This window comes from Enterobacter cloacae complex sp. IR5459 (genome assembly GCF_049238005.1).
Classification (GTDB): domain Bacteria; phylum Pseudomonadota; class Gammaproteobacteria; order Enterobacterales; family Enterobacteriaceae; genus Enterobacter; species Enterobacter hormaechei_C.
Window position 1 is genome coordinate 112,517 of sequence record NZ_JBMKIG010000006.1, and the last position, 22,754, is coordinate 135,270.

At 55.0% G+C, this 22,754-nt stretch carries 23 protein-coding genes and 1 other annotated feature; of the genes, 17 read left to right on the top strand and 6 right to left on the bottom strand.

Going from position 1 to position 22,754, the window contains the following annotated elements; genetic code table 11:
• The first annotated feature begins 31 nt into the window (after positions 1-31).
• Positions 32-361: a trp operon repressor gene (gene trpR / locus ACOTX4_RS14305; RefSeq protein WP_003856511.1), complete on the top strand. Its 330-nt coding sequence runs from the start codon at positions 32-34 to the stop codon at positions 359-361.
• A gap of 27 nt (positions 362-388) precedes the next feature.
• Here trpR and yjjX read toward each other — a convergent pair whose 3' ends face one another.
• Positions 389-904 carry an inosine/xanthosine triphosphatase gene (gene yjjX, locus ACOTX4_RS14310; RefSeq protein ID WP_022646994.1) on the bottom strand — a complete coding sequence of 172 codons (516 nt, stop codon included), beginning with the start codon at positions 902-904 and terminating at the stop codon, positions 389-391.
• Positions 905-952: 48 nt separating this feature from the next.
• On the opposite strand from yjjX, the gene gpmB reads away from it, so the two are divergent.
• A complete protein-coding gene (gpmB, locus tag ACOTX4_RS14315) occupies positions 953-1,600 on the top strand; it encodes a 2,3-diphosphoglycerate-dependent phosphoglycerate mutase GpmB (protein WP_006810187.1) in 648 nt (215 codons plus the stop codon).
• On the opposite strand, the gene robA is transcribed toward gpmB, so the two are convergent.
• Positions 1,597-2,466, bottom strand: coding sequence for an MDR efflux pump AcrAB transcriptional activator RobA (gene robA / locus ACOTX4_RS14320; protein ID WP_003856504.1), 870 nt, complete (start codon positions 2,464-2,466; stop codon positions 1,597-1,599). The genes gpmB and robA overlap by 4 nt on opposite strands.
• 215 nt (positions 2,467-2,681) lie before the next feature.
• On the opposite strand from robA, the gene creA reads away from it, so the two are divergent.
• The gene (gene creA, locus ACOTX4_RS14325) at positions 2,682-3,152 is read left to right on the top strand and encodes a protein CreA (RefSeq protein WP_045332538.1); all 471 of its coding nucleotides are present in this window, start codon (positions 2,682-2,684) and stop codon (positions 3,150-3,152) included.
• Between the two features lie 48 nt (positions 3,153-3,200).
• Here the strand turns inward: creA and arcA are convergent, their stop codons facing one another.
• Complete coding sequence (gene arcA / locus ACOTX4_RS14330) at positions 3,201-3,917, bottom strand: two-component system response regulator ArcA (RefSeq protein ID WP_003856501.1); 717 nt, start codon at positions 3,915-3,917, stop codon at positions 3,201-3,203.
• 95 nt (positions 3,918-4,012) lie between these two features.
• Here arcA and yjjY point away from each other — a divergent pair, with 95 nt between their 5' ends.
• The 7 genes from yjjY to ACOTX4_RS14365 all read left to right on the top strand — a co-directional run bounded on the left by yjjY (position 4,013) and on the right by ACOTX4_RS14365 (position 10,780).
• Positions 4,013-4,153: a protein YjjY gene (yjjY, locus tag ACOTX4_RS14335; RefSeq protein ID WP_001541509.1), complete on the top strand. Its 141-nt coding sequence runs from the start codon at positions 4,013-4,015 to the stop codon at positions 4,151-4,153.
• Positions 4,154-4,552: 399 nt separating this feature from the next.
• Positions 4,553-5,239 carry a tRNA/rRNA methyltransferase gene (locus ACOTX4_RS14340; RefSeq protein WP_003856496.1) on the top strand — a complete coding sequence of 229 codons (687 nt, stop codon included), beginning with the start codon at positions 4,553-4,555 and terminating at the stop codon, positions 5,237-5,239.
• Positions 5,240-5,450: 211 nt separating this feature from the next.
• A complete protein-coding gene (gene thrL / locus ACOTX4_RS14345; protein ID WP_015572623.1) occupies positions 5,451-5,519 on the top strand; it encodes a thr operon leader peptide in 69 nt (22 codons plus the stop codon).
• Positions 5,458-5,575: a sequence feature (Thr leader region), on the top strand. Its footprint overlaps the gene before it by 62 nt.
• A 24-nt stretch (positions 5,576-5,599) precedes the next feature.
• Positions 5,600-8,062: a bifunctional aspartate kinase/homoserine dehydrogenase I gene (thrA, locus tag ACOTX4_RS14350; protein ID WP_003856494.1), complete on the top strand. Its 2,463-nt coding sequence runs from the start codon at positions 5,600-5,602 to the stop codon at positions 8,060-8,062.
• Position 8,063: 1 nt separating this feature from the next.
• Positions 8,064-8,993 carry a homoserine kinase gene (thrB, locus tag ACOTX4_RS14355; RefSeq protein WP_022650380.1) on the top strand — a complete coding sequence of 310 codons (930 nt, stop codon included), beginning with the start codon at positions 8,064-8,066 and terminating at the stop codon, positions 8,991-8,993.
• Positions 8,994-8,996: 3 nt separating this feature from the next.
• Complete coding sequence (thrC, locus tag ACOTX4_RS14360; RefSeq protein ID WP_003856490.1) at positions 8,997-10,283, top strand: threonine synthase; 1,287 nt, start codon at positions 8,997-8,999, stop codon at positions 10,281-10,283.
• 215 nt (positions 10,284-10,498) lie between these two features.
• Positions 10,499-10,780 carry a DUF2502 domain-containing protein gene (locus tag ACOTX4_RS14365; protein ID WP_032608469.1) on the top strand — a complete coding sequence of 94 codons (282 nt, stop codon included), beginning with the start codon at positions 10,499-10,501 and terminating at the stop codon, positions 10,778-10,780.
• Positions 10,781-10,811: 31 nt separating this feature from the next.
• Here ACOTX4_RS14365 and yaaA read toward each other — a convergent pair whose 3' ends face one another.
• Complete coding sequence (yaaA, locus tag ACOTX4_RS14370) at positions 10,812-11,585, bottom strand: peroxide stress protein YaaA (RefSeq protein WP_022650381.1); 774 nt, start codon at positions 11,583-11,585, stop codon at positions 10,812-10,814.
• A gap of 66 nt (positions 11,586-11,651) precedes the next feature.
• On the bottom strand, positions 11,652-13,085 hold the full coding sequence (locus ACOTX4_RS14375) for an alanine/glycine:cation symporter family protein (protein WP_023315364.1): 1,434 nt from the start codon (positions 13,083-13,085) through the stop codon (positions 11,652-11,654).
• A gap of 262 nt (positions 13,086-13,347) precedes the next feature.
• Between ACOTX4_RS14375 and tal the strand changes: the two genes are divergently transcribed.
• The 3 genes from tal (at position 13,348) to ACOTX4_RS14390 (ending at position 16,444) form a co-directional block, all read left to right on the top strand.
• Positions 13,348-14,301, top strand: coding sequence for a transaldolase (gene tal / locus ACOTX4_RS14380; protein WP_003856481.1), 954 nt, complete (start codon positions 13,348-13,350; stop codon positions 14,299-14,301).
• A 110-nt stretch (positions 14,302-14,411) separates the two neighbouring features.
• Positions 14,412-14,999, top strand: a complete 588-nt coding sequence (mog, locus tag ACOTX4_RS14385) for a molybdopterin adenylyltransferase (protein WP_003856479.1) — start codon at positions 14,412-14,414, stop codon at positions 14,997-14,999.
• Between the two features lie 122 nt (positions 15,000-15,121).
• Positions 15,122-16,444: an MFS transporter gene (locus tag ACOTX4_RS14390; protein ID WP_003856476.1), complete on the top strand. Its 1,323-nt coding sequence runs from the start codon at positions 15,122-15,124 to the stop codon at positions 16,442-16,444.
• Here ACOTX4_RS14390 and satP read toward each other — a convergent pair.
• Complete coding sequence (satP, locus tag ACOTX4_RS14395) at positions 16,421-16,987, bottom strand: acetate uptake transporter (RefSeq protein ID WP_063937936.1); 567 nt, start codon at positions 16,985-16,987, stop codon at positions 16,421-16,423. The genes ACOTX4_RS14390 and satP overlap by 24 nt on opposite strands.
• Before the next feature lie 295 nt (positions 16,988-17,282).
• Between satP and dnaK the strand changes: the two genes are divergently transcribed.
• The 4 genes from dnaK to nhaR all read left to right on the top strand — a co-directional run bounded on the left by dnaK (position 17,283) and on the right by nhaR (position 22,739).
• Positions 17,283-19,196, top strand: a complete 1,914-nt coding sequence (dnaK, locus tag ACOTX4_RS14400) for a molecular chaperone DnaK (RefSeq protein WP_003856470.1) — start codon at positions 17,283-17,285, stop codon at positions 19,194-19,196.
• A 90-nt stretch (positions 19,197-19,286) separates the two neighbouring features.
• Positions 19,287-20,432: a molecular chaperone DnaJ gene (dnaJ, locus tag ACOTX4_RS14405; RefSeq protein ID WP_008502040.1), complete on the top strand. Its 1,146-nt coding sequence runs from the start codon at positions 19,287-19,289 to the stop codon at positions 20,430-20,432.
• 173 nt (positions 20,433-20,605) lie between these two features.
• Positions 20,606-21,781 carry a Na+/H+ antiporter NhaA gene (gene nhaA, locus ACOTX4_RS14410; protein ID WP_022650383.1) on the top strand — a complete coding sequence of 392 codons (1,176 nt, stop codon included), beginning with the start codon at positions 20,606-20,608 and terminating at the stop codon, positions 21,779-21,781.
• Positions 21,782-21,839: 58 nt separating this feature from the next.
• Complete coding sequence (nhaR, locus tag ACOTX4_RS14415; protein ID WP_003856462.1) at positions 21,840-22,739, top strand: transcriptional activator NhaR; 900 nt, start codon at positions 21,840-21,842, stop codon at positions 22,737-22,739.
• Positions 22,740-22,754 lie beyond the last annotated feature (15 nt).

The window sequence follows — 22,754 nt, forward strand, 5'->3', positions numbered from 1 at the left end:
ACTCGCTAAAGAGTACAAGAGGCAGCATAACATGACCCAGCATTCCCCGTATTCCTCGGCCATGGCCGAACAGCGTCATCAGGAGTGGCTTCGTTTTGTGGAGTTGCTCCGCCAGTCTTACGACAAAGATCTGCACTTACCGTTGCTACAGCTGATGCTGACGCCCGATGAACGCGAAGCGCTGGGCACGCGGGTACGCATTATTGAGGAACTGCTGCGCGGCGAAATGAGCCAGCGCGAGCTGAAAAACGAGCTGGGCGCGGGCATCGCGACCATTACCCGTGGTTCAAACAGCCTGAAGTCGGCGCCGGTTGAACTGCGTCAGTGGCTGGAAGCGGTATTGCTGAAAAACGCCGGATGACGGCTTCGCCTTATCCGGCCTACAGACTTAACGATAAATCGCGTTATGGAACGGACTTAACGCCAGAATAACGGCCTGGTGGTAAACGCTCGAACGGGTGAGCTTGCCTGCGGTAAAGACGCCAATCGCCCCCTCTTTACGACCAATCTCATCAATGCCGGTGTAGTGCGACATTACCGGACCCAGCGCCTCACCCGCGCGGACTTTCTCCAGTATGACCTCCGGCAGCGGCAGCGTGGCAGAACGCGCTTCGCCGCGCTGCTCGCGGCTTTCGATGACAACCCAGCTGAAGGTCGCTCCTTCGTCGATACCAGCTTCAATCGCGACCCAGAAGTCAGCGTCTGGCGCGGCGGCTTTTGCATTCGCCACGCGATTTCGTGCGCCAGCGCGTGTTTCCTCGCTGCCAAACGGCTGTTCCGGCACACCGCTCTCGACGCCGACGGCGTCAATATGGCAGGATCCTTCGCCAAAGATCTCTTCAAATGCCCTTAGAATTGCCTGAATTTTGGCAGGATTGGTGGTAGCAGAGACAACATGGTGCATAATTAAGCTCGATTTAAAAAATTCATCGCAGTATAACGGAAAAAAAGCATGTTACAGGTATACCTTGTTCGCCACGGTGAAACGCAGTGGAACGCCGAGCGACGTATTCAAGGCCAGTCAGACAGTCCTCTCACCGACAAAGGTGTGCAGCAAGCGTGGCAGGTGGCGGAGCGCGCCAGAACGCTGGGCATCACTCACGTCATCTCCAGTGATTTAGGCCGCACACAGCAGACGGCACGCATCATCGCCGATGCCTGTGGCTGCGACGTGACCCTCGAACCGCGTCTGCGCGAGCTGGATATGGGCGTGCTGGAAAAACGTCCTATCGATACGCTGACGGAAACCGAAGAAGGCTGGCGCCGCACGCTGGTGAACGGCACTGAAGATGGTCGCATCCCTGAGGGTGAATCCATGCAGGAGCTGAGCGTGCGCATGCATGCCGCGCTGGCCGAGTGCCTGAAACTCCCGGCAGGTAGCCGACCGCTGCTGGTGAGCCACGGTATCGCGCTGGGTTGTCTGGTGAGCACCATTCTGGGACTGCCGGCTTACGCCGAACGCCGTTTGCGTCTGCGCAACTGCTCCATTTCCCGTATCGACTATCAGGAAAGTGCCTGGCTGGCATCGGGGTGGGTGGTTGAGATGGCAGGGGACATTTCGCATCTTGATGCCCCTGCACTGGACGAATTGCAGCGTTAACGACGTACCGGAATCAGGAATTCCATACGCAGATTGATAGGGCCTTCTTCCGGTTTAGCATCTTGCGCCGGATAGTAGCGCTCAATGTCCTGACCTTTACGGCGATTCAGATTCAGCATCGGCATGCAGGTCCCGTAAACGGTCAGGATGAACTCCTGAACGCCCGTTCCTAAACCTTCGTATGAGAACATCACATACTCGCCGCCTTCCAGCACGACAGGTTTCGAGCCATGAATGTAACCGTTCGCCATGTCAGGCGTCAGCGCCGTGGTATAGAACACCTCCTGCTCGTCATCTTTTTCCTGGCTTGGATGCGTTTCGTTCAAACCATACAGAATCGGCGGGATCGCCGGAGCGTGGCTTAAAAATTCGCGCCAGAACTGAACGCGCATCTGATGGCGGAACTCGGAGATCTGCTCAAGGGAACAGGAGTAGCTCTGCGTGGTGCCGACCAGGTGCGTTTCTGGCAGGGTGATGATTTCATATTTTGGCATCGCAAACTCGCCCAGACGCAGCGGCGGACGCATACCAAAGGAGCTCCAGTCCGGCGAGCGGCGATAAAGCGCTGGCGTTAACGAGAACTGCTTTTTAAAGGCGCGGGTGAAAGTTTGCTGTGAATCGAAACGATATTGCAGGGCAATATCAAGGATTGGTCGCGCGGTCAGGCGCAACGCAACAGCAGACTTTGATAAACGACGTGCGCGAATATAGGCACCGATAGCATGACCGGTGACATCCTTGAACATCCTTTGCAGATGCCACTTGGAATAGCCTGCTTTTGCCGCCACATTATCCAGTGACAATGGCTGGTCGAGATGACCTTCCAGCCAGGTGAGCAGGTCGCGAATAATTCCAGCCTGATCCATATACTATCCTCATCCTTAAAACTGCCGCAGGTGCCTGTTTACAGGTTAGCGGATAATAGCATTTTTTGACGTTTTAGCATTCAGTGTTTTTTTTGCGCATAAATGCTTTTTATGGTGATTTATGTGCGGATATATTCTAATCCTGTGATCTTGCTACATTTTTATCTAACCTGTTGAATAATCGCTCAGCGTAATTTTTTATGAATGGTAACAATATGAAATACAAGGTTTTAGTCTTTGCAGCACTGGCGCTGATGGCAGGGCGCCTGGCGCAGGCGGAGCAAATTGGCTCCGTGGATACCGTGTTTAAAATGTTTGGGCCGGACCACAAAATTGTGGTGGAGGCGTTTGACGATCCGGACGTTAAAAACGTCACCTGCTATGTCAGCCGGGCGAAGACCGGCGGGATTAAAGGCGGCCTGGGGCTGGCTGAAGACACGTCTGACGCGGCCATCTCCTGCCAGCAGGTTGGACCGGTGGAATTGAGTGACAAAATTAAAAACGGCAAAGCGCAGGGCGACGTTGTATTCCAGAAACGGACCTCGCTGGTGTTCAAAAAGCTACAGGTGGTCCGTTTTTATGATGCGAAGCGTAACACCCTGGCTTATCTGGCCTACTCGGACAAAGTCGTGGAAGGCTCACCGAAAAACGCGGTTAGCGCGGTGCCGATTATGCCGTGGCATTGATAAAAAAAACGGCGCAAATGCGCCGTTTTTTACTGCGTGACGTGAGGATTACTCCTGGAGGTCACCGCAGAAACGATAGCCTTCACCATGGATCGTGGCGATGATTTCCGGCGTATCAGGCGTAGATTCGAAATGTTTACGAATACGACGGATGGTTACGTCAACGGTACGATCGTGTGGCTTCAACTCACGACCGGTCATTTTCTTCAGCAGTTCTGCACGAGACTGAATCTTGCCCGGGTTTTCGCAGAAGTGCAGCATCGCGCGGAATTCACTGCGCGGCAGTTTGTACTGCTCACCGTTCGGGCTAATCAGCGAACGGCTATTGATATCAAGTTCCCAGCCGTTGAATTTGTAGCTGTCGACGCTACGACGCTCTTCACTGACCGTACCCAGATTCATGGTGCGGGACAGCAGGTTGCGTGCACGAATGGTTAACTCGCGAGGGTTGAACGGCTTGGTGATGTAGTCATCCGCGCCGATTTCCAGACCAAGAATTTTATCAACCTCGTTGTCACGGCCTGTCAGGAACATCAACGCGACGTTCGCCTGTTCACGCAGTTCGCGCGCCAGAAGAAGCCCGTTTTTGCCCGGCAGGTTGATATCCATAATCACCAGGTTGATATCATTTTCAGAAAGGATCTGATGCATCTCTGCGCCATCGGTCGCTTCAAAGACATCGTAGCCTTCTGCTTCGAAAATGCTCTTTAACGTGTTGCGTGTTACCAACTCGTCTTCAACGATAAGAATGTGCGGGGTCTGCATGTTTGCTACCTAAATTGCCAACTAAATCGAAACAGGAAGTACAAAAGTCCCTGACCTGCCTGATGCATGTCGCAAATTAACATGATCGGCTTAACGTGACTAAAGTACGTAATTGCGTTCTTGATGCACTTTCCATCAACGTCAACAACATCATTAGCTTGGTCGTGGGTACTTTCCCTTTGGACCCGACAGTGTCAAAAACGGCTGTCATCCTAACCATTTTAACAGCAACATAACAGGCTAAGTGACACCGGACACCCAATAAAACTACGCTTCGTTGACATATATCAAGTTCAATTGTAGCACGTTAACAGTTTGATGAAATCATCGTAGCTGAATGCTAGCCTTTGTCACAATTTTTCAATAAACCAACTAGTTGCGGACATTGATTGATAAACGGTACGAATCCAATCACAAAAGAGTATTCATATGGTCATTATCATTACAAAACATAAGGATAATGGTCTTCTGTTAACATTCTAACTGATTGTTCAGCCACAAAATAGTTTAGCTTTTTTTAATTGTTATGAAACGCTATTTCGGTGATTTGTGTTGCAAAAATGTAAATTCGTGCTGCGTAATATGTTGAACTGAATCACATTTTTACCTGCTAACTGATTAAAAAGAGAGCGTAAATGCATCTGTCGATTGTGCTGGTGGCACCAGCAAGAGCTGAAAATATTGGCGCTGCGGCGCGTGCCATGAAGACTATGGGTTTTACCGATTTGCGTATTGTGGACAGCACGGCGCATCTGGAGCCTGCTGCGCGCTGGGTGGCGCACGGTTCGGGTGATATTCTCGATAATATAACCACTTACGCTACGCTTGCCGACGCACTCCACGATATTTCATTTACCGTCGCGACGACCGCGCGCAGCCGGGCGAAGTTTCACTATTACGCCACGCCTGCTGAACTGGTGCCGATGCTGGAAGAGAAAAGCCAGTGGCTGGAGAAAGCCGCGCTGGTGTTTGGGCGAGAAGATTCCGGGCTGACTAACGAAGAGCTGGCGCTGGCTGACGTGCTGACGGGCGCGCCGATGGTGGCGGATTATCCGTCACTCAATCTGGGGCAGGCGGTGATGGTCTATTGCTATCAATTAGCATCCTTAATACAAATTTCTCAGCCACCGGTGACAGTTTCGGATGAAAACCAGCTGGCGGCACTGCGTGTTCGTGCAGATAAGCTTCTTGCGCAGTTGGGCGTCGCTGACGATCAAAAAATGGTGGACTGGTTACAGCAGCGCCTGGGGCGTCTTGAACAGCGTGACACGGCAATGCTGCACCGATTGCTTCATGATATTGAAAAAAAATTAGCGGAGTAAAATAGTGCCATAGGTTTTTATTATGGCCGATCCTGCTGATGTCTGGGGTTGCAACTGGGGTATTCCGATGAAAATAAATCTGCCCGCAGCGGGACGTGAGAATGTCCCGAATTGTGATCGAATTAAAAATTCATTGACTTAAGGGGCTCGATCCTTTAACCCTAAAAGAATAGAGCACAGACAGATAATAATGACAGAGTACACAACATCCATGAAACGCATCAGCATCACCACCATTACTACAACCATCATCATTACCACAGGTAACGATGCGGGCTGACGCGTACAGGAAAAACAGAAAAAAGCCCGCACCTGAACAGTGCGGGCTTTTTTTTCGGCTAAAGGAAATGAGGTAGAACCATGCGAGTGTTGAAGTTCGGCGGTACGTCAGTGGCAAATGCAGAACGTTTTCTGCGTGTTGCCGATATCCTGGAAAGCAACGCCAGGCAGGGGCAGGTTGCCACCGTGCTCTCTGCCCCGGCCAAAATCACGAACCACCTGGTGGCGATGATTGAAAAAACCATCGGTGGTCAGGATGCACTGCCGAACATCAGCGACGCCGAGCGTATCTTCGCCGATCTGCTTCAGGGGCTGGCCGACGCCCAGCCTGGTTTCCCGCTGGCGCAGCTGAAAAGCACCGTTGAACTTGAATTTGCCCAGATTAAACACGTTCTTCACGGTATCAGCCTGCTTGGCCAGTGCCCGGACAGCATCAACGCGGCGCTGATTTGCCGGGGTGAAAAACTCTCTATCGCCATCATGGCAGGCGTGCTGGAAGCGCGCGGTCACCACGTGACGGTCATCGATCCGGTTGAAAAACTGCTGGCTGTGGGCCACTACCTCGAATCCACCGTCGACATTGCCGAGTCGACACGCCGTATTGCGGCGAGCAAAATCCCGTCTGACCATATGATCCTGATGGCAGGCTTTACCGCCGGTAACGAGAAGGGCGAACTGGTGGTGCTGGGGCGTAACGGCTCTGACTACTCCGCTGCGGTGCTGGCGGCCTGTTTACGCGCAGACTGTTGTGAGATCTGGACTGATGTCGACGGCGTTTATACCTGCGATCCGCGCCAGGTGCCGGATGCCAGGCTGCTGAAGTCGATGTCGTACCAGGAAGCAATGGAGCTTTCCTACTTCGGCGCTAAAGTTCTTCACCCGCGTACCATCTCCCCGATTGCCCAGTTCCAGATCCCTTGCCTGATTAAGAATACCGGTAATCCGCAGGCGCCGGGTACGCTGATTGGCGCCAGCGCGGATGAAGATGACCTGCCGGTGAAAGGCATTTCTAACCTCAATAACATGGCGATGTTCAGCGTCTCCGGCCCGGGGATGAAGGGCATGGTCGGCATGGCGGCACGCGTCTTTGCCGCTATGTCCCGCAACGGGATCTCCGTGGTGCTGATCACGCAGTCTTCTTCCGAATACAGCATCAGCTTCTGCGTTCCGCAGGGCGATTGCCTGCGCGCCCGTCGCGCGCTGGAAGAAGAGTTCTATCTGGAGCTGAAAGAAGAGCTGCTGGAGCCGCTTTCCATTCAGGAGCGTCTGGCGATTATCTCGGTGGTCGGCGACGGTATGCGCACCCTGCGCGGTATCTCCGCCAAATTCTTTGCCGCGCTGGCGCGGGCCAATATCAATATCGTGGCGATTGCCCAGGGCTCATCCGAGCGTTCCATTTCCGTTGTCGTGGATAACGATGACGCCACTACCGGCGTGCGCGTGGTGCATCAGATGCTGTTCAACACCGACCAGGTGATTGAGCTGTTCCTGGTGGGCGTCGGCGGCGTCGGCGGCGCGCTGCTGGAGCAGGTAAAGCGTCAGCAGGAGTGGCTTAAGAAGAAACATATCGATCTGCGCGTCTGCGGCATTGCGAACTCGAAAGCGTTGCTGACTAACGTCCACGGTCTGAACCTGGAAAACTGGCAGGCGGAGCTGGAAGAGGCGAAAGAGCCGTTTAACCTGGGCCGCCTGATCCGTCTGGTGAAAGAATATCACCTGCTTAACCCGGTGATCGTTGACTGTACCTCCAGCCAGGCGGTGGCCGATCAGTACGCGGATTTCCTGCGCGAAGGTTTCCACGTGGTGACGCCGAACAAAAAGGCCAACACCTCGTCGATGGATTACTATCACCAGCTGCGTCTGGCGGCGAGTAAGTCGCGCCGCAAGTTTCTGTATGACACCAACGTGGGCGCGGGCCTGCCGGTCATCGAGAACCTGCAAAACCTGCTGAACGCGGGCGACGAACTACAGCGTTTCTCCGGCATCCTCTCCGGCTCCCTGTCGTTTATCTTCGGCAAGCTGGACGAAGGGATGAGCCTGTCGGAAGCCACCCGCGCCGCGCGCGAGCTGGGTTACACCGAGCCGGATCCGCGGGACGACCTCTCCGGTATGGACGTGGCGCGTAAGCTGCTGATCCTGGTGCGCGAGACCGGCCGCGAGCTGGAGCTTTCGGATATCGTGATTGAGCCGGTGCTGCCAGCAGAATTTGATGACAGCGGTGACGTCAGCGCCTTTATGGCGAATTTACCTCAGCTTGACGATGCCTTTGCCGCACGCGTTGCGAAAGCCCGTGATGAAGGTAAGGTATTGCGCTATGTTGGCAACATTGAAGAAGACGGCGTCTGCCGGGTGAAGATTGCCGAAGTGGATGGCAACGATCCGCTGTACAAGGTGAAAAACGGCGAGAACGCTCTGGCGTTCTACAGCCATTATTATCAGCCACTGCCGCTGGTGCTTCGCGGCTATGGCGCAGGGAATGATGTGACGGCGGCAGGCGTGTTTGCCGATCTGCTGCGTACCCTGTCATGGAAGTTAGGAGTTTAAGATGGTTAAAGTATATGCCCCGGCTTCCAGCGCTAATATGAGCGTCGGATTTGACGTGCTGGGCGCGGCGGTAACGCCGGTGGACGGTTCGCTGCTGGGCGATACGGTTACGGTTGAGGCGGCAGAGCGCTTCAGCCTGAATAACATCGGCCGTTTCGCCAGTAAGCTGCCGTCTGAACCGCGCGAGAATATTGTTTATCAGTGCTGGGAACGCTTCTGTCAGGAGATTGGCAAAAACGTGCCGGTCGCCATGACGCTGGAAAAGAGCATGCCGATTGGTTCGGGGCTGGGCTCGAGCGCCTGCTCGGTGGTCGCCGCGCTGGTGGCGATGAATGAGCACTGCGGCAAGCCGCTGAACAACAGCCGTCTGCTGGCGCTGATGGGCGAGCTGGAAGGGCGCATCTCCGGCAGCATTCATTATGATAACGTGGCGCCGTGCTTCCTTGGCGGCATGCAACTGATGATTGAAGAAAATGGCATCATCAGCCAGCAGGTGCCAGGGTTTGATGAGTGGCTGTGGGTGCTGGCCTATCCGGGCATTAAAGTGTCTACTGCCGAAGCGCGTGCGATCCTGCCGGCGCAGTATCGTCGTCAGGACTGTATCGCCCACGGGCGTCATCTGGCGGGCTTTATTCATGCCTGCTACACCCGACAGCCGCAGCTGGCGGCGAAACTGATGAAAGACGTTATTGCCGAGCCGTATCGCACGAAGCTGCTGCCGGGCTTTAACGAAGCGCGACAGGCATCCATGGATATCGGCGCACAGGCGTGCGGCATCTCCGGCTCCGGCCCGACGCTGTTCGCCTTATGCGACAAGCCAGACACCGCGCAGCGCGTGGCGGACTGGCTCTCTAAACACTACCTGCAAAATCAGGAAGGCTTTGTTCATATTTGCCGTCTGGACACGGCTGGCGCACGAGTACTGGGATAACGAATGAAACTCTACAACCTTAAAGATCATAACGAGCAGGTCAGCTTTGCGCAGGCGGTAACGCAGGGGCTGGGCAAAAATCAGGGGCTGTTCTTCCCCCACGACCTGCCGGAATTTCAGCTGACCGAAATCGATGAACTGCTGAAGCAGGACTTTGTCACCCGCAGCACCAAAATTCTGTCTGCGTTTATCGGCGACGAAATCCCACAGGAGCTGCTGGAAGAGCGCGTGCGTGCGGCGTTTGCTTTCCCGGCGCCGGTGAAGCAGGTGGAGCCTGACGTTGGCTGTCTGGAGCTGTTCCACGGCCCGACGCTGGCGTTCAAAGATTTCGGCGGTCGCTTTATGGCGCAGATGCTGACCCACATCAGCGGCGACAAACCGGTGACCATTCTGACCGCGACTTCAGGCGATACCGGTGCGGCGGTGGCCCATGCGTTCTACGGCCTGAAAAACGTCCGCGTGGTGATCCTCTATCCGAAAGGCAAAATCAGCCCGCTTCAGGAAAAACTGTTCTGCACCCTTGGGGGCAACATTGAAACCGTGGCGATCGACGGCGATTTCGATGCCTGTCAGGCGCTGGTGAAGCAAGCCTTCGATGACGAAGAGCTGAAGGCGGCGCTGGGGCTGAACTCTGCCAACTCCATCAACATCAGCCGTCTGCTGGCGCAGATCTGCTACTACTTCGAAGCGGTGGCGCAGTTGCCGCAGGACGCGCGCAATCAGCTGGTGGTTTCCGTGCCAAGCGGGAACTTCGGCGACCTGACGGCAGGCCTGCTGGCGAAATCACTCGGCCTGCCGGTGAAGCGCTTTATCGCCGCCACCAACGCCAACGACACCGTGCCGCGTTTCCTGAAGGACGGAAAATGGGCGCCGAACGCGACTCAGGCCACGCTCTCCAATGCGATGGATGTGTCACAGCCTAACAACTGGCCGCGTGTGGAAGAGCTGTTCCGCCGTAAGGTCTGGCGTCTGGGCGATCTGGGTTACGCAGCGGTGACGGACGAAACCACGAAAGCCACCATGCGCGAGCTGAAAGCGGTGGGCTATACCTCTGAGCCGCACGCGGCGATTGCCTATCGTGCCCTGCGCGATCAGCTTCAACCGGGTGAGTATGGCCTGTTCCTCGGCACCGCCCATCCGGCCAAGTTCAAAGAGAGCGTGGAAGCGATCCTGGGGGAAACGCTGCCGCTGCCAAAAGAGCTGGCCGAGCGCGCCGACCTGCCGCTGCTGTCTCATGAGCTGCCCGCAGACTTTGCCGCGCTGCGTAAGCTGATGATGACCCGAGCGTGATTTTTGTCGGGTGGCGGGGGGGGGGGGGCCCCCCCCCCCCCGCCACCCGGCTTTTTTATGGAGAAATTAAGGAGAAATACAGCAGGAAAAAAGCAGAAATTCCCAATAAATGCGGTCACTTAGCGTTTAGGATTGCAGAGAATAACATCCCCCGTTCCCATCACGTACTCTCCTTACATCGGCCCACGTTGGGCAAGAAGAATAAGGAGTCACCTATGTCTACACTGAAACCTGCACTTATCGCGCTTTCACTGATGCTGGTCGCTCCGATGGCGGTGCAGGCAGCTGAAATCACCCTCGTGCCCGCGGTAAAACTGCAAATTGGCGATCGGGATAATAATGGGCACTACTGGGATGGCGGCCGCTGGCGCGACCATGACTGGTGGAAAGCGCACTATGACTGGCGCGATAACCACTGGCGTCCGCACGATGAACATCGCGATCGTGACGATCACCACCGTCATGACGATCGTCGCCCGGACCGGAAGCACCATTAACACAAACCCCGCCAGCTGGCGGGGTTGTCTTTTATTGCTCGTGACGCTTAAACACCAGCTCGTTTTTTCCTGACGATGCCTCGTCGAAGAAATACCCTTCACTGTTAAAGCCGGTGAGCTGCTCTGGCTTCGTCAGGCGGTTTTGAATGATGAAGCGGCTCATCAGACCGCGCGCTTTTTTGGCGTAGAAGCTGATTACTTTAAATTTGCCGTTTTTCTCGTCGAGGAATACCGGCTTGATAATGTCCGCATCCAGCTTTTTCGGTTTCACCGATTTGAAGTACTCATCGGAGGCCAGGTTGATCACCACGTTGTCCCCCTGGGCTTGCAGCGCCGCGTTAAGCTTGTCGGTAATGACATCGCCCCAGAACTGGTACAGATCTTTACCTTTAGCGTTTTCCAGGCGGATACCCATCTCCAGACGATACGGCTGCATCAGATCCAGCGGGCGCAGCACCCCGTACAGGCCGGATAACATGCGCAGATGCTGCTGGGCAAAATCGAAATCGGCTTCGCTAAACGTTTCTGCTTGCAGGCCAGTGTAGACGTCACCTTTGAAGGCCAACAGCGCCTGGCGGGCGTTGGCGGGCGTGAAGTCAGGCTGCCACTCATGAAAACGGGTGGCGTTCAGGTCGGCGAGTTTATCGCTGATGCTCATCAGCGAAGCGATTTGCGGAGCCGAAAGCTTACGTGCCTCGTGGATCAACTGTTGCGAGTAGTCCAGCAATTCCGGCTGGGTATAACGCTCAGTGGCGAGCGGGCTCTGGTAGTCGAGCGTTTTGGCAGGTGAAATCAGAATCAGCATATCCAGTCCTTGCAGGAAATTTAGAGCGACTTTAACAAAAAATCGCCCTGAATTGATCGATAGCTGTTATTGCCGCGGCAAATCATCCCAGGTGCCAGGGGCAATTTGTGACTCGATTTCGGGATAGCGTGAAGCGTCAAAGACGGGCTGTACGCCGAGCTTGCGCTGACGCAGATAATCGCGCGCGATCAGCGCTACAACCGGTGAAAGCAGCAAAATGGCCGTCAGGTTCGTGATGGCCATCAGCGCCATAATGACGTCCGCTATTTGCCAGACCAACGGCATGCTGAGCAGGGAGCCGACGAAAACCATTCCCAGCACACCCGCGCGAAGGACGTTGCGGGTCAGACGCGAATTGACTTTCAGGAAGATAAGGTTGTTTTCGGCATAGATATAGTTCACCGCAATGGAACTAAAGGCAAAAAGTCCCACGACAAGTGCGACAAGGCCCGCGCCCCAGCCGCCGACGAGGGAGACCAGCGCCTGTTGTACCCAATGAATGCCTGCCGTACTACCGGACGGTTGCTCAGCGGCACCGGCCAGCAGCATGATCATCGCGCTGGCGGAGCAGATAACAATAGTGTCTGTGAAGACGCCAATCATCTGTACAATGCCCTGCGCGGCGGGATGCGGGGGCCAGGATGCGGCCGCTGCGGCGGCATTCGGCGTGGAGCCCATTCCCGCTTCGTTGGAGAACATGCCTCGCTGAAAACCCGCAGTGAGAGCCTGGCTAAGGGTGTAACCCAACGCGCCTGAAGCCGCTTCGCGCCAGCCGAACGCGCTTTGGAAAATGGTGACGATGACGTTCGGCACCTCGTCAATATGTATCGCGCATACCATCAGGCTGGTTGACACCCACAGCAGCGCCATCAGCGGAACCAGCCACTGCATCAGGCGGGCAACCCCTTTTAGCCCGGTCACAATGGTCAGCAGGGTGAGAAGGGCAAGCGCGCCGCCCGTCAGCCACTCCGGACAATTAAAGGCAAAGCGCAGCGCGTGGGCGACGGAATTTGCCTGAACGGTATTGAAAATAAGGCCATAGGCAATCAGCAAAAAGATCGAGAACAGAACGCCCATCCAGCGCATTCCCAGTCCGCGAGCCATATACCAGGCGGGACCGCCGCGGAACTGACCTTTGCCGTCTTTTTCTTTGTAGAGCTGTGCAAGCGAGCATTCAGCAAAGGAGGTGGCCATACCGATAATCGCCGTCACCCACATCCAGAATACCGCGCCCGGACCGCCCGCGCCGATCGCCAGCGCGACACCGGCCAGGTTACCGCTGCCGACGCGCGCGGCAAGGCTAGTACAGAGCGCCTGAAACGAGGTCAGGCCGCCCGGCTGTGGGGTGACGCTGTTTTTCAGACTTCTGCCAAATTTGCGGATATAGCGAAACTGAATCAGACCGCTGCGCCACGTAAACCAGATACCTGCTCCTGAAAGCAGGTATATCATGATCGAACCCCAGAGGACTTCGTTAATAAAGAAAAAGAAATCAGGCACTAACGTCCCTCTTGTTGATGCCAAAGTGAATATGTAAGCGCTACCACTGAGTGTGCATGCTGTTACTTAGCAGCCTGTTAATATTCTGAGTTTATCATACTCTGCCTAAGCGCACTGTCTGCGGTTGCGCTGCCTCTCACTCGTGTTATCATCAGGGCAGACCGGTTACATCCCCCTAACAAGTAAACCTGTCATTTTTCCGCTGCTGGCAAGCTGTCGGTAGTGTGAATTATCCAGGGCACGTTAAAAGAGAAACACTATCATGACGGATAAATTGACCTCCCTTCGTCAGTTCACCACTGTCGTCGCTGACACCGGAGATATCGCGGCAATGAAGCTGTACCAGCCGCAGGATGCCACAACCAACCCTTCTCTGATCCTTAACGCCGCGCAGATCCCTGAGTATCGCAAACTTATCGACGAGGCGGTGACCTGGGCAAAAGCACAGAGCAATGACCGCGCGCAGCAGGTTGTGGATGCCACTGACAAACTGGCAGTGAACATCGGTCTGGAAATCCTGAAGCTCGTTCCTGGCCGTATCTCTACCGAAGTTGATGCTCGCCTGTCCTACGACACCGAAGCCTCTATCGCCAAAGCAAAACGCCTGATCAAACTGTACAACGATGCGGGCATCAGCAACGACCGTATCCTGATCAAATTGGCCTCTACCTGGCAGGGCATCCGCGCTGCTGAGCAGCTGGAAAAAGAAGGGATCAACTGTAACCTGACTCTGCTGTTCTCCTTCGCGCAGGCGCGTGCATGTGCCGAAGCTGGCGTATACCTGATTTCTCCGTTCGTGGGCCGTATTCTGGACTGGTACAAAGCCAACACCGACAAGAAAGAGTACGCGGCGTCTGAAGACCCAGGCGTGATTTCTGTGACTGAAATCTACGAATACTACAAACAGCACGGCTATGAGACCGTTGTTATGGGCGCAAGCTTCCGTAACGTCGGCGAAATCATCGAGCTGGCTGGCTGTGACCGCCTGACCATCGCCCCTGCGCTGCTGAAAGAGCTGGCAGAAAGCGAAGGTGCTATCGAGCGTAAACTGTCTTACACCGGCGAAGTGAAAGCGCGCCCTGAGCGTATCACCGAGTCCGAGTTCCTGTGGCAGCACAACCAGGATCCAATGGCCGTAGATAAACTGGCGGACGGTATCCGTAAGTTTGCTATTGACCAGGAAAAACTGGAAAAAATGATCGGCGACCTGCTGTAATCATTCTGCGTGACCGGGCTCCCGGTCACGCCTCTTTCCCCCGCCTCTGTCTGAATTTTCTCTCTGCGTGTATCATTCCCTTTAATCAGTACTTTTTGAATGGAATGGATATGAATACCTTACGCATCGGCTTAGTGTCGATTTCTGACCGCGCCTCCAGCGGTGTTTATCAGGATAAAGGCATCCCTGCTCTGGAAGCGTGGCTGGGCAGCGCGCTCACTACCCCGTTTGAGATCCAGACTCGCCTGATTCCGGACGAGCAGCCGATCATCGAGCAAACCCTGTGTGAGCTGGTGGATGAGATGAGCTGCCACCTTGTGCTGACGACGGGCGGCACCGGCCCCGCGCGCCGCGATGTGACACCGGACGCGACGCTGGCTATCGCCGATCGTGAAATGCCGGGCTTCGGTGAACAGATGCGCCAGATCAGTCTACACTTTGTCCCGACGGCCATTCTTTCCCGTCAGGTCGGGGTGATCCGCAAACAGGCGCTGATCCTGAACCTGCCGGGGCAGCCGAAGTCGATAAAAGAGACGCTGGAAGGGGTAAAAGCCGAGGACGGCAGCGTTATCGTCCACGGTATCTTTGCAAGTGTACCGTATTGTATACAACTGCTTGACGGTCCGTACGTGGAAACTGACGGCAACGTGGTAGCAGCATTTCGCCCTAAAAGCGCTCGCCGCGAAACAATCTCCTGAAAATGATTAAAATGTGACATAAGCGCCAGCCGCAGTAGCGTGTAAATGGATTTACGATATAGTAATTTTTTCTTTACGATTGCTGTAAAAAATAATCCACAACACATGCACAATGGTTCGCTATGTCACATAATACCCGACCTCTGAATCGACAGGACTACAAAACCCTCACGCTCGCTGCCCTGGGCGGCGCGCTGGAGTTTTACGATTTCATCATCTTTGTCTTCTTCGCCGCCGTTGTGGGGGCGCTGTTTTTCCCGGCGGATATACCGGAATGGCTGCGTCAGGTGCAAACCTTCGGCATTTTCGCTGCCGGGTATCTGGCGCGTCCGCTGGGCGGCATTGTCATGGCGCACTTTGGCGATCTGGTTGGGCGCAAGAAGATGTTTACCCTCAGCATCCTGCTAATGGCCGTGCCGACGCTGGCGATTGGCCTTTTGCCTACCTATGAGTCGATGGGCATTATCGCCCCGTTATTGCTGCTGCTGATGCGTATTCTCCAGGGTGCGGCCATCGGCGGGGAAGTGCCTGGCGCCTGGGTGTTTGTCGCTGAGCATGTCCCGGTGCGCCGCATCGGCATTGCGTGCGGAACGCTGACCGCAGGGCTGACGATCGGGATCCTGCTTGGCTCCGTGGTTGCAACCATCATCAATACCAGCATGACGCAACAGGCCGTTCATGACTGGGGCTGGCGTATCCCGTTCCTGCTGGGCGGGGCGTTCGGGCTGGTGGCAATGTACCTGCGACGCTGGTTGCAGGAGACGCCAATATTTCTGGAAATGCAGCAGCGGAAGGCGCTGGCGCAAGAACTGCCGGTGAAAACCGTGGTGGTGCGGCATAAAAAAGCGGTAGTCGTGTCGATGCTTCTGACCTGGCTGCTGTCTGCGGGTATCGTGGTGGTCATTTTGATGTCGCCGGTCTGGCTGCAAAAACAGTACGGTTTTGCGCCTGCCGTGACGTTACAGGCGAACAGTATCGCGACAATTATGCTCTGCTTTGGCTGTCTGGCCGCCGGGCTGGCGGCGGATCGTTTCGGCGCCAGCGTGACCTTTATTGTCGGCAGCCTGCTGCTGGCCGCGTCGAGCTGGGCATTCTATCATCTTGCGGGCACCCATCCTGAACAGCTGTTCCTGCTGTACGGTGTCGTCGGGCTGTGTGTGGGCGTCGTTGGCGCCGTACCGTACGTGATGGTCCGCGCCTTTCCGCCGGAGGTACGCTTCACCGGAATCTCTTTCTCTTATAACGTCTCGTATGCCATTTTCGGCGGGCTGACCCCGATTGTGGTGACGGTGTTGATGGGGCTGTCGCCCCTTGCACCTGCGTGGTACGTGCTGGCGTTATCGCTGATGGGGCTGGTATTGGGGATGTGGCTTCGCCAGTCAGAGGGGCGTCGTGCCCGCGACGCGGGCACGACAGAGGGATCAGTGTTTTTCACTAATCGGTAGAATGGTGCGGTCGAACTGCTCGTTCAGCACTTCACCCATGGCCAGGTAGATTGCGCTTGCGCCGCAAACCAGACCGACCCAGCCGGCAACGTGAACGATGCCTTCGTTATCCGCCAGGTGACCGATGGCCAGCAGGGCGAACAGGACGGTCAGGCTCAGGAAGACGAATTGCAGCGCGCGGTTCGCCTTGAGGGTGCCAAAGAACATGAACAGGGTGAACACGCCCCACAGTCCCAGGTACACGCCCAGGAAATGGGCGTTTGCCGCCTCCGCCAGGCCCATTTTAGGCATCAGCAGAATCGCGACCAGAGTCAGCCAGAAAGAACCGTAAGAGGTAAAGGCGGTTAAGCCGAAGGTGTTGCCTTTCTTATATTCCAGCAGGCCCGCAAAGATTTGTGCGATACCGCCGTAAAAAATGCCCATCGCCAGGATAATGCCGTCCATCGGGAACATCCCGATATTGTGCAGGTTCAGCAGAATGGTGGTCATGCCAAAACCCATCAGGCCCAGCGGAGCCGGATTAGCCAACTTAGTGTTGCCCATAAGTCCTCAAAAAATCATCATTAATATGGTGAAATGGTTAAACCCGCGCCAGTTCTCCCTGACGGGGCGCGGCATCATAATGGGCGGCATCGACGCCGTCTATGATCTCATCGGGGTGAAATTAAAAAATTTTTTATCCTTCCCCCTTGATGGATGCCGTTGTGACCCCATCTTGTAAGCAACCGCAGTGTGTGGACCTGAAAAAAATCAAATCTGGGCAGTTGAAAAAGCACGTTCTGCCCTTATTACAGGTACACAACCACATGTTGACTGAATTTTTAGTGGAGACGTTTAGATGGGTAAAATTATTGGTATCGACCTGGGTACTACCAACTCTTGTGTAGCGATTATGGATGGCACTACTGCACGTGTGCTGGAGAACGCCGAGGGCGATCGCACCACGCCTTCTATCATTGCTTATACCCAGGATGGTGAAACTCTGGTTGGTCAGCCGGCTAAACGTCAGGCAGTGACAAACCCGCAAAACACCCTGTTTGCGATCAAACGCCTGATTGGCCGCCGCTTCCAGGACGAAGAAGTTCAGCGTGACGTTTCCATCATGCCTTACAAAATCATCGCAGCCGATAACGGCGATGCATGGCTTGATGTGAAAGGCACCAAAACTGCACCTCCGCAGATCTCTGCTGAAGTGCTGAAGAAAATGAAGAAAACTGCGGAAGATTACCTGGGTGAACCGGTAACTGAAGCTGTTATCACCGTACCTGCTTACTTCAACGATGCTCAGCGTCAGGCAACCAAAGATGCTGGCCGTATCGCAGGCCTGGAAGTAAAACGTATCATCAACGAACCAACCGCAGCAGCACTGGCTTACGGTCTGGATAAAGAAGTTGGCAACCGTACTATCGCGGTTTACGACCTGGGTGGTGGTACCTTCGATATTTCTATTATCGAAATCGACGATGTTGACGGCGAAAAAACCTTCGAAGTTCTGGCAACCAACGGTGATACCCACCTGGGTGGTGAAGACTTCGATACCCGTCTGATCAACTACCTCGTTGACGAGTTCAAGAAAGATCAGGGCATTGACCTGCGTAACGACCCGCTGGCTATGCAGCGCCTGAAAGAAGCCGCTGAGAAAGCGAAGATCGAGCTGTCTTCCGCTCAGCAGACCGACGTGAACCTGCCTTACATCACTGCAGACGCGACCGGTCCAAAACACATGAACATCAAAGTGACCCGTGCGAAACTGGAAAGCCTGGTAGAAGACCTGGTGAACCGTTCTATCGAGCCACTGAAAGTTGCATTGCAGGACGCTGGCCTGTCCGTGTCTGACATTCAGGACGTTATCCTGGTAGGTGGTCAGACTCGTATGCCGATGGTTCAGAAGAAAGTGGCTGAATTCTTTGGTAAAGAGCCACGTAAAGACGTGAACCCGGACGAAGCGGTTGCTATCGGTGCTGCGGTTCAGGGTGGTGTACTGACCGGTGAAGTGAAAGACGTACTGCTGCTGGACGTTACCCCGCTGTCTCTGGGTATCGAAACCATGGGTGGCGTGATGACTCCGCTCATCAACAAAAACACCACTATCCCGACGAAACACAGCCAGGTGTTCTCTACCGCTGAAGACAACCAGTCTGCGGTAACCATCCATGTGATTCAGGGTGAGCGTAAGCGCGCGGCGGATAACAAATCTCTTGGTCAGTTCAACCTGGACGGTATTAACCCGGCACCACGCGGCATGCCACAGATCGAAGTCACCTTCGACATCGATGCTGACGGTATCCTGCACGTGTCTGCGAAAGACAAAAACAGCGGTAAAGAGCAGAAGATTACCATCAAGGCATCTTCTGGCCTGAACGAAGCGGAAATCGAAAAAATGGTTCGTGATGCCGAAGCTAACGCGGAATCCGACCGTAAGTTTGAAGAGCTGGTTCAGACCCGTAACCAGGGTGACCATCTGCTGCACAGCACCCGTAAGCAGGTTGAAGAAGCGGGCGATAAACTGCCAGCGGAAGACAAAACTGCAATCGAAACTGCACTGAGCGCGCTGGAAACGTCTCTAAAAGGCGAAGACAAAGCGGACATCGAAGCGAAGATGCAGGAGCTGGCACAGGTTTCTCAGAAGCTGATGGAAATCGCTCAGCAGCAGCACGCACAGCAGCAGGCGGGCGCTGATGCTTCGGCGAACAACGCGAAAGACGACGATGTTGTCGACGCTGAGTTCGAAGAAGTGAAAGACAAAAAATAATCGCCCTGATGCAGGGTAAGTAATCGGCACGGGCGTAGGAGAATTATTCTCCACGCCCGTGCTCGCATGTTAAGGGGCTTAAAAAAACCAATGGCAAAGCAAGACTATTACGAGATTTTAGGCGTTCCGAAAACTGCGGAAGAGCGTGAAATCAAAAAGGCGTATAAGCGCCTGGCCATGAAATTCCACCCTGACCGTAATCAGGGTGACAAAGAGGCTGAAGCCAAATTTAAAGAGATTAAAGAAGCCTACGAAGTCCTGACCGATGCACAAAAACGTGCGGCCTATGATCAGTACGGACACGCGGCCTTTGAACAGGGCGGCATGGGCGGCGGTGGATTTGGTGGCGGCGGCTTCGGCGGCGGCGCTGATTTCAGCGATATCTTTGGTGATGTATTTGGCGATATCTTCGGTGGCGGGCGTGGCCGTCAGCGCGCGGCGCGCGGCGCAGACCTGCGCTACAACATGGACCTGACGCTGGAAGAAGCGGTTCGCGGCGTCACCAAAGAGATCCGTATTCCGACGCTGGAAGAGTGTGACGTTTGCCACGGCAGCGGTGCGAAAGCGGGGACTCAGCCACAGACCTGCCCAACCTGTCACGGTTCCGGTCAGGTGCAGATGCGCCAGGGCTTCTTCGCGGTGCAGCAGGCCTGTCCGCACTGTCATGGTCGCGGTACGCTGATTAAAGATCCGTGCACCAAATGTCATGGTCACGGTCGCGTGGAGAAAACCAAAACGCTGTCCGTTAAGATCCCGGCAGGCGTCGATACGGGCGACCGCATCCGTCTGGCAGGTGAGGGTGAAGCCGGCGAGCACGGCGCACCGGCAGGCGATCTGTACGTTCAGGTTCAGGTGAAGCAGCACGCCATCTTCGAGCGTGAAGGTAACAACCTGTACTGTGAAGTGCCGATCAACTTTGCGATGGCGGCGCTGGGCGGCGAAATCGAAGTGCCGACGCTGGACGGTCGCGTTAACCTGAAAATCCCTGGCGAAACCCAGACCGGGAAACTGTTCCGCATGCGCGGCAAAGGCGTTAAATCCGTTCGCGGTGGCGCGCAGGGTGACCTGTTATGCCGCGTGGTCGTAGAAACGCCGGTCGGCCTGAACGATAAGCAGAAACAGCTGCTGAAAGAGCTTCAGGAAAGCTTTGGTGGCCCGACAGGTGAGAAAAACAGCCCGCGCTCCAAAAGCTTCTTCGATGGCGTCAAAAAATTCTTCGACGATTTAACCCGCTAACCCGCCAGCTGGTTACTATCATTTAAAGCCCGGAAGCGATTCCGGGCTTTTTGCTTTATAGCGTTATACCTCGGTTAAACTGAATCTATAACCAATATTAATCTGTTTTTACCGATCTGTTTGCGCTGATATTATGGTTTTACCGAGGTATTGTTGTAAAAGAGAGTTTAAACGTGAAATTACTACACCGTTTCTTTAGCAGTGAGGCATCCGGCGGCGTCATCCTGATTATTGCTGCAGCGGCTGCCATGCTGCTCGCCAATATGGGCATGACACGCGATCTCTATCACGCATTTCTGGAAACGCCCGTCGAGCTGAAGGTCGGGGCGCTGGAAATTAATAAGAACATGCTGCTGTGGATCAACGATGCGCTGATGGCGGTGTTCTTCCTGCTGGTGGGCCTGGAAGTTAAACGTGAGCTGGTGAGCGGTTCGCTTGCCAGCCGTCAGCGTGCGGCGTTTCCGGTGATCGCGGCTATTGGCGGGATGATCGTTCCGGCGTTGCTCTTTCTCGCATTTGCGTGGCAGGATCCGGTTGCTCGTGACGGCTGGGCGATCCCGGCCGCAACGGATATCGCGTTTGCGCTCGGGGTCTTAGCCTTGCTCGGTAGCCGCGTCCCGGTAGCACTGAAAATTTTCCTGATGGCGCTGGCGATTATCGATGATCTTGGCGCTATCGTGATTATCGCGCTGTTCTACACCAGCGATCTGTCCGTTCTGTCGCTGAGCGTGGCGGCCGTGGCTATTGCGGTGCTGGCGTTGCTGAACGTCTTCAACGTTCGACGCACGGGGATTTATATTCTGGTGGGGATGGTGCTGTGGACGGCGGTGCTGAAGTCTGGCGTGCATGCCACGCTGGCGGGCGTCATCGTTGGCTTCTTTATTCCGCTGAAGGAACAGGACGGCAAATCGCCTGCCAGACAGCTGGAGCATGTGCTTCATCCGTGGGTGGGTTTTATGATCCTGCCGCTGTTTGCGTTTGCCAACGCGGGTGTTTCCCTGGCCGGGGTTACCCTGGACGGACTCACCTCTGTGCTGCCGCTGGGTATCATCGCCGGTCTGTTTATTGGTAAGCCGCTGGGCATCAGCCTGTTCTGCTGGCTGGCGCTGAAGCTGAAGCTGGCGTCATTGCCAAACGGAACCACCTTTAGCCAGATTATGGCCGTTGGCGTGCTGTGCGGTATTGGATTCACCATGTCGATCTTTATCTCGACGCTGGCGTTTGGCGCAAGCGCGCCTGAGCTTATCGTCTGGGCGAAACTCGGCATTCTTATCGGGTCGTTCCTGGCCGCGGTTATGGGTTACACCTTGTTGAAGGTGAAGTTGTCCGGACAGGCTGTCCAGGCATAACAGGAAACCGGGAGAAGGGAAACCTTCTCCCGATAAACTATCAGGGAGTGAAAACGTGATGTCTCATTTGAACTATAACCATCTCTATTACTTCTGGCATGTCTACAAGCAGGGCTCGGTCGTGGGTGCCGCAGAGGCGCTCTACCTGACGCCACAGACTATCACCGGGCAAATCAAAGCCCTGGAAGAGCGCTTGCAGGGAAAGCTTTTTAAGCGGAAAGGGCGTGGCATTGAGCCGAGCGAGCTGGGTGAACTGGTATTCCGCTATGCGGACAAGATGTTCACCCTGAGCCAGGAGATGCTGGATATCGTTAACTATCGCAAAGAGTCGAACCTGCTCTTTGACGTGGGCGTGGCGGATGCGTTGTCCAAACGGCTGGTAAGCGGTGTGCTGGATGCGGCGGTGGTGGAAGATGAACAGATACATTTACGCTGCTTTGAGTCCACTCACGAGATGCTGCTGGAACAGCTGAGCCAGCATAAGCTGGATATGATTATTTCGGATTGTCCTATCGATTCCACGCAGCAGGAAGGCTTGTTCTCGGTGAAAATTGGCGAATGCGGTGTCAGTTTCTGGTGCATCAATCCACCGCCGGAAAAACCGTTTCCGGCTTGCCTGGAAGAGCGCCGCTTGCTGGTTCCGGGGAGGCGGTCCATGCTCGGACGTAAGCTGCTGAACTGGTTTAACTCGCAGGGGCTAAACGTAGAAATTCTCGGTGAGTTCGACGATGCGGCGCTGATGAAAGCCTTTGGCGAGGCGCACAACGCTATCTTCGTTGCCCCGACGCTGTATGCGCACGATCTCTATTCAGACGACAAGATTACCGAGATTGGCAGGGTGGATAACGTGATGGAAGAGTATCACGCCATATTCGCCGAAAGGATGATTCAGCATCCGGCGGTGCAGCGAATCTGCAACCGGGACTACTCGGCGCTGTTTACGCCGCCGGCAATCTGAAGGCATAAAAAAACC

Coding starts and splice junctions, on each gene's coding strand:
- trpR (WP_003856511.1), top strand. CDS start 32: ATGACCCAGCATTCCCCGTATTCCTCGGCCATGGCCGAACAGCGTCAT.
- yjjX (WP_022646994.1), bottom strand. CDS start 904: ATGCACCATGTTGTCTCTGCTACCACCAATCCTGCCAAAATTCAGGCA.
- gpmB (WP_006810187.1), top strand. CDS start 953: ATGTTACAGGTATACCTTGTTCGCCACGGTGAAACGCAGTGGAACGCC.
- robA (WP_003856504.1), bottom strand. CDS start 2,466: ATGGATCAGGCTGGAATTATTCGCGACCTGCTCACCTGGCTGGAAGGT.
- creA (WP_045332538.1), top strand. CDS start 2,682: ATGAAATACAAGGTTTTAGTCTTTGCAGCACTGGCGCTGATGGCAGGG.
- arcA (WP_003856501.1), bottom strand. CDS start 3,917: ATGCAGACCCCGCACATTCTTATCGTTGAAGACGAGTTGGTAACACGC.
- ACOTX4_RS14340 (WP_003856496.1), top strand. CDS start 4,553: ATGCATCTGTCGATTGTGCTGGTGGCACCAGCAAGAGCTGAAAATATT.
- thrA (WP_003856494.1), top strand. CDS start 5,600: ATGCGAGTGTTGAAGTTCGGCGGTACGTCAGTGGCAAATGCAGAACGT.
- thrB (WP_022650380.1), top strand. CDS start 8,064: ATGGTTAAAGTATATGCCCCGGCTTCCAGCGCTAATATGAGCGTCGGA.
- thrC (WP_003856490.1), top strand. CDS start 8,997: ATGAAACTCTACAACCTTAAAGATCATAACGAGCAGGTCAGCTTTGCG.
- ACOTX4_RS14365 (WP_032608469.1), top strand. CDS start 10,499: ATGTCTACACTGAAACCTGCACTTATCGCGCTTTCACTGATGCTGGTC.
- yaaA (WP_022650381.1), bottom strand. CDS start 11,585: ATGCTGATTCTGATTTCACCTGCCAAAACGCTCGACTACCAGAGCCCG.
- tal (WP_003856481.1), top strand. CDS start 13,348: ATGACGGATAAATTGACCTCCCTTCGTCAGTTCACCACTGTCGTCGCT.
- mog (WP_003856479.1), top strand. CDS start 14,412: ATGAATACCTTACGCATCGGCTTAGTGTCGATTTCTGACCGCGCCTCC.
- ACOTX4_RS14390 (WP_003856476.1), top strand. CDS start 15,122: ATGTCACATAATACCCGACCTCTGAATCGACAGGACTACAAAACCCTC.
- satP (WP_063937936.1), bottom strand. CDS start 16,987: ATGGGCAACACTAAGTTGGCTAATCCGGCTCCGCTGGGCCTGATGGGT.
- dnaK (WP_003856470.1), top strand. CDS start 17,283: ATGGGTAAAATTATTGGTATCGACCTGGGTACTACCAACTCTTGTGTA.
- dnaJ (WP_008502040.1), top strand. CDS start 19,287: ATGGCAAAGCAAGACTATTACGAGATTTTAGGCGTTCCGAAAACTGCG.
- nhaR (WP_003856462.1), top strand. CDS start 21,840: ATGTCTCATTTGAACTATAACCATCTCTATTACTTCTGGCATGTCTAC.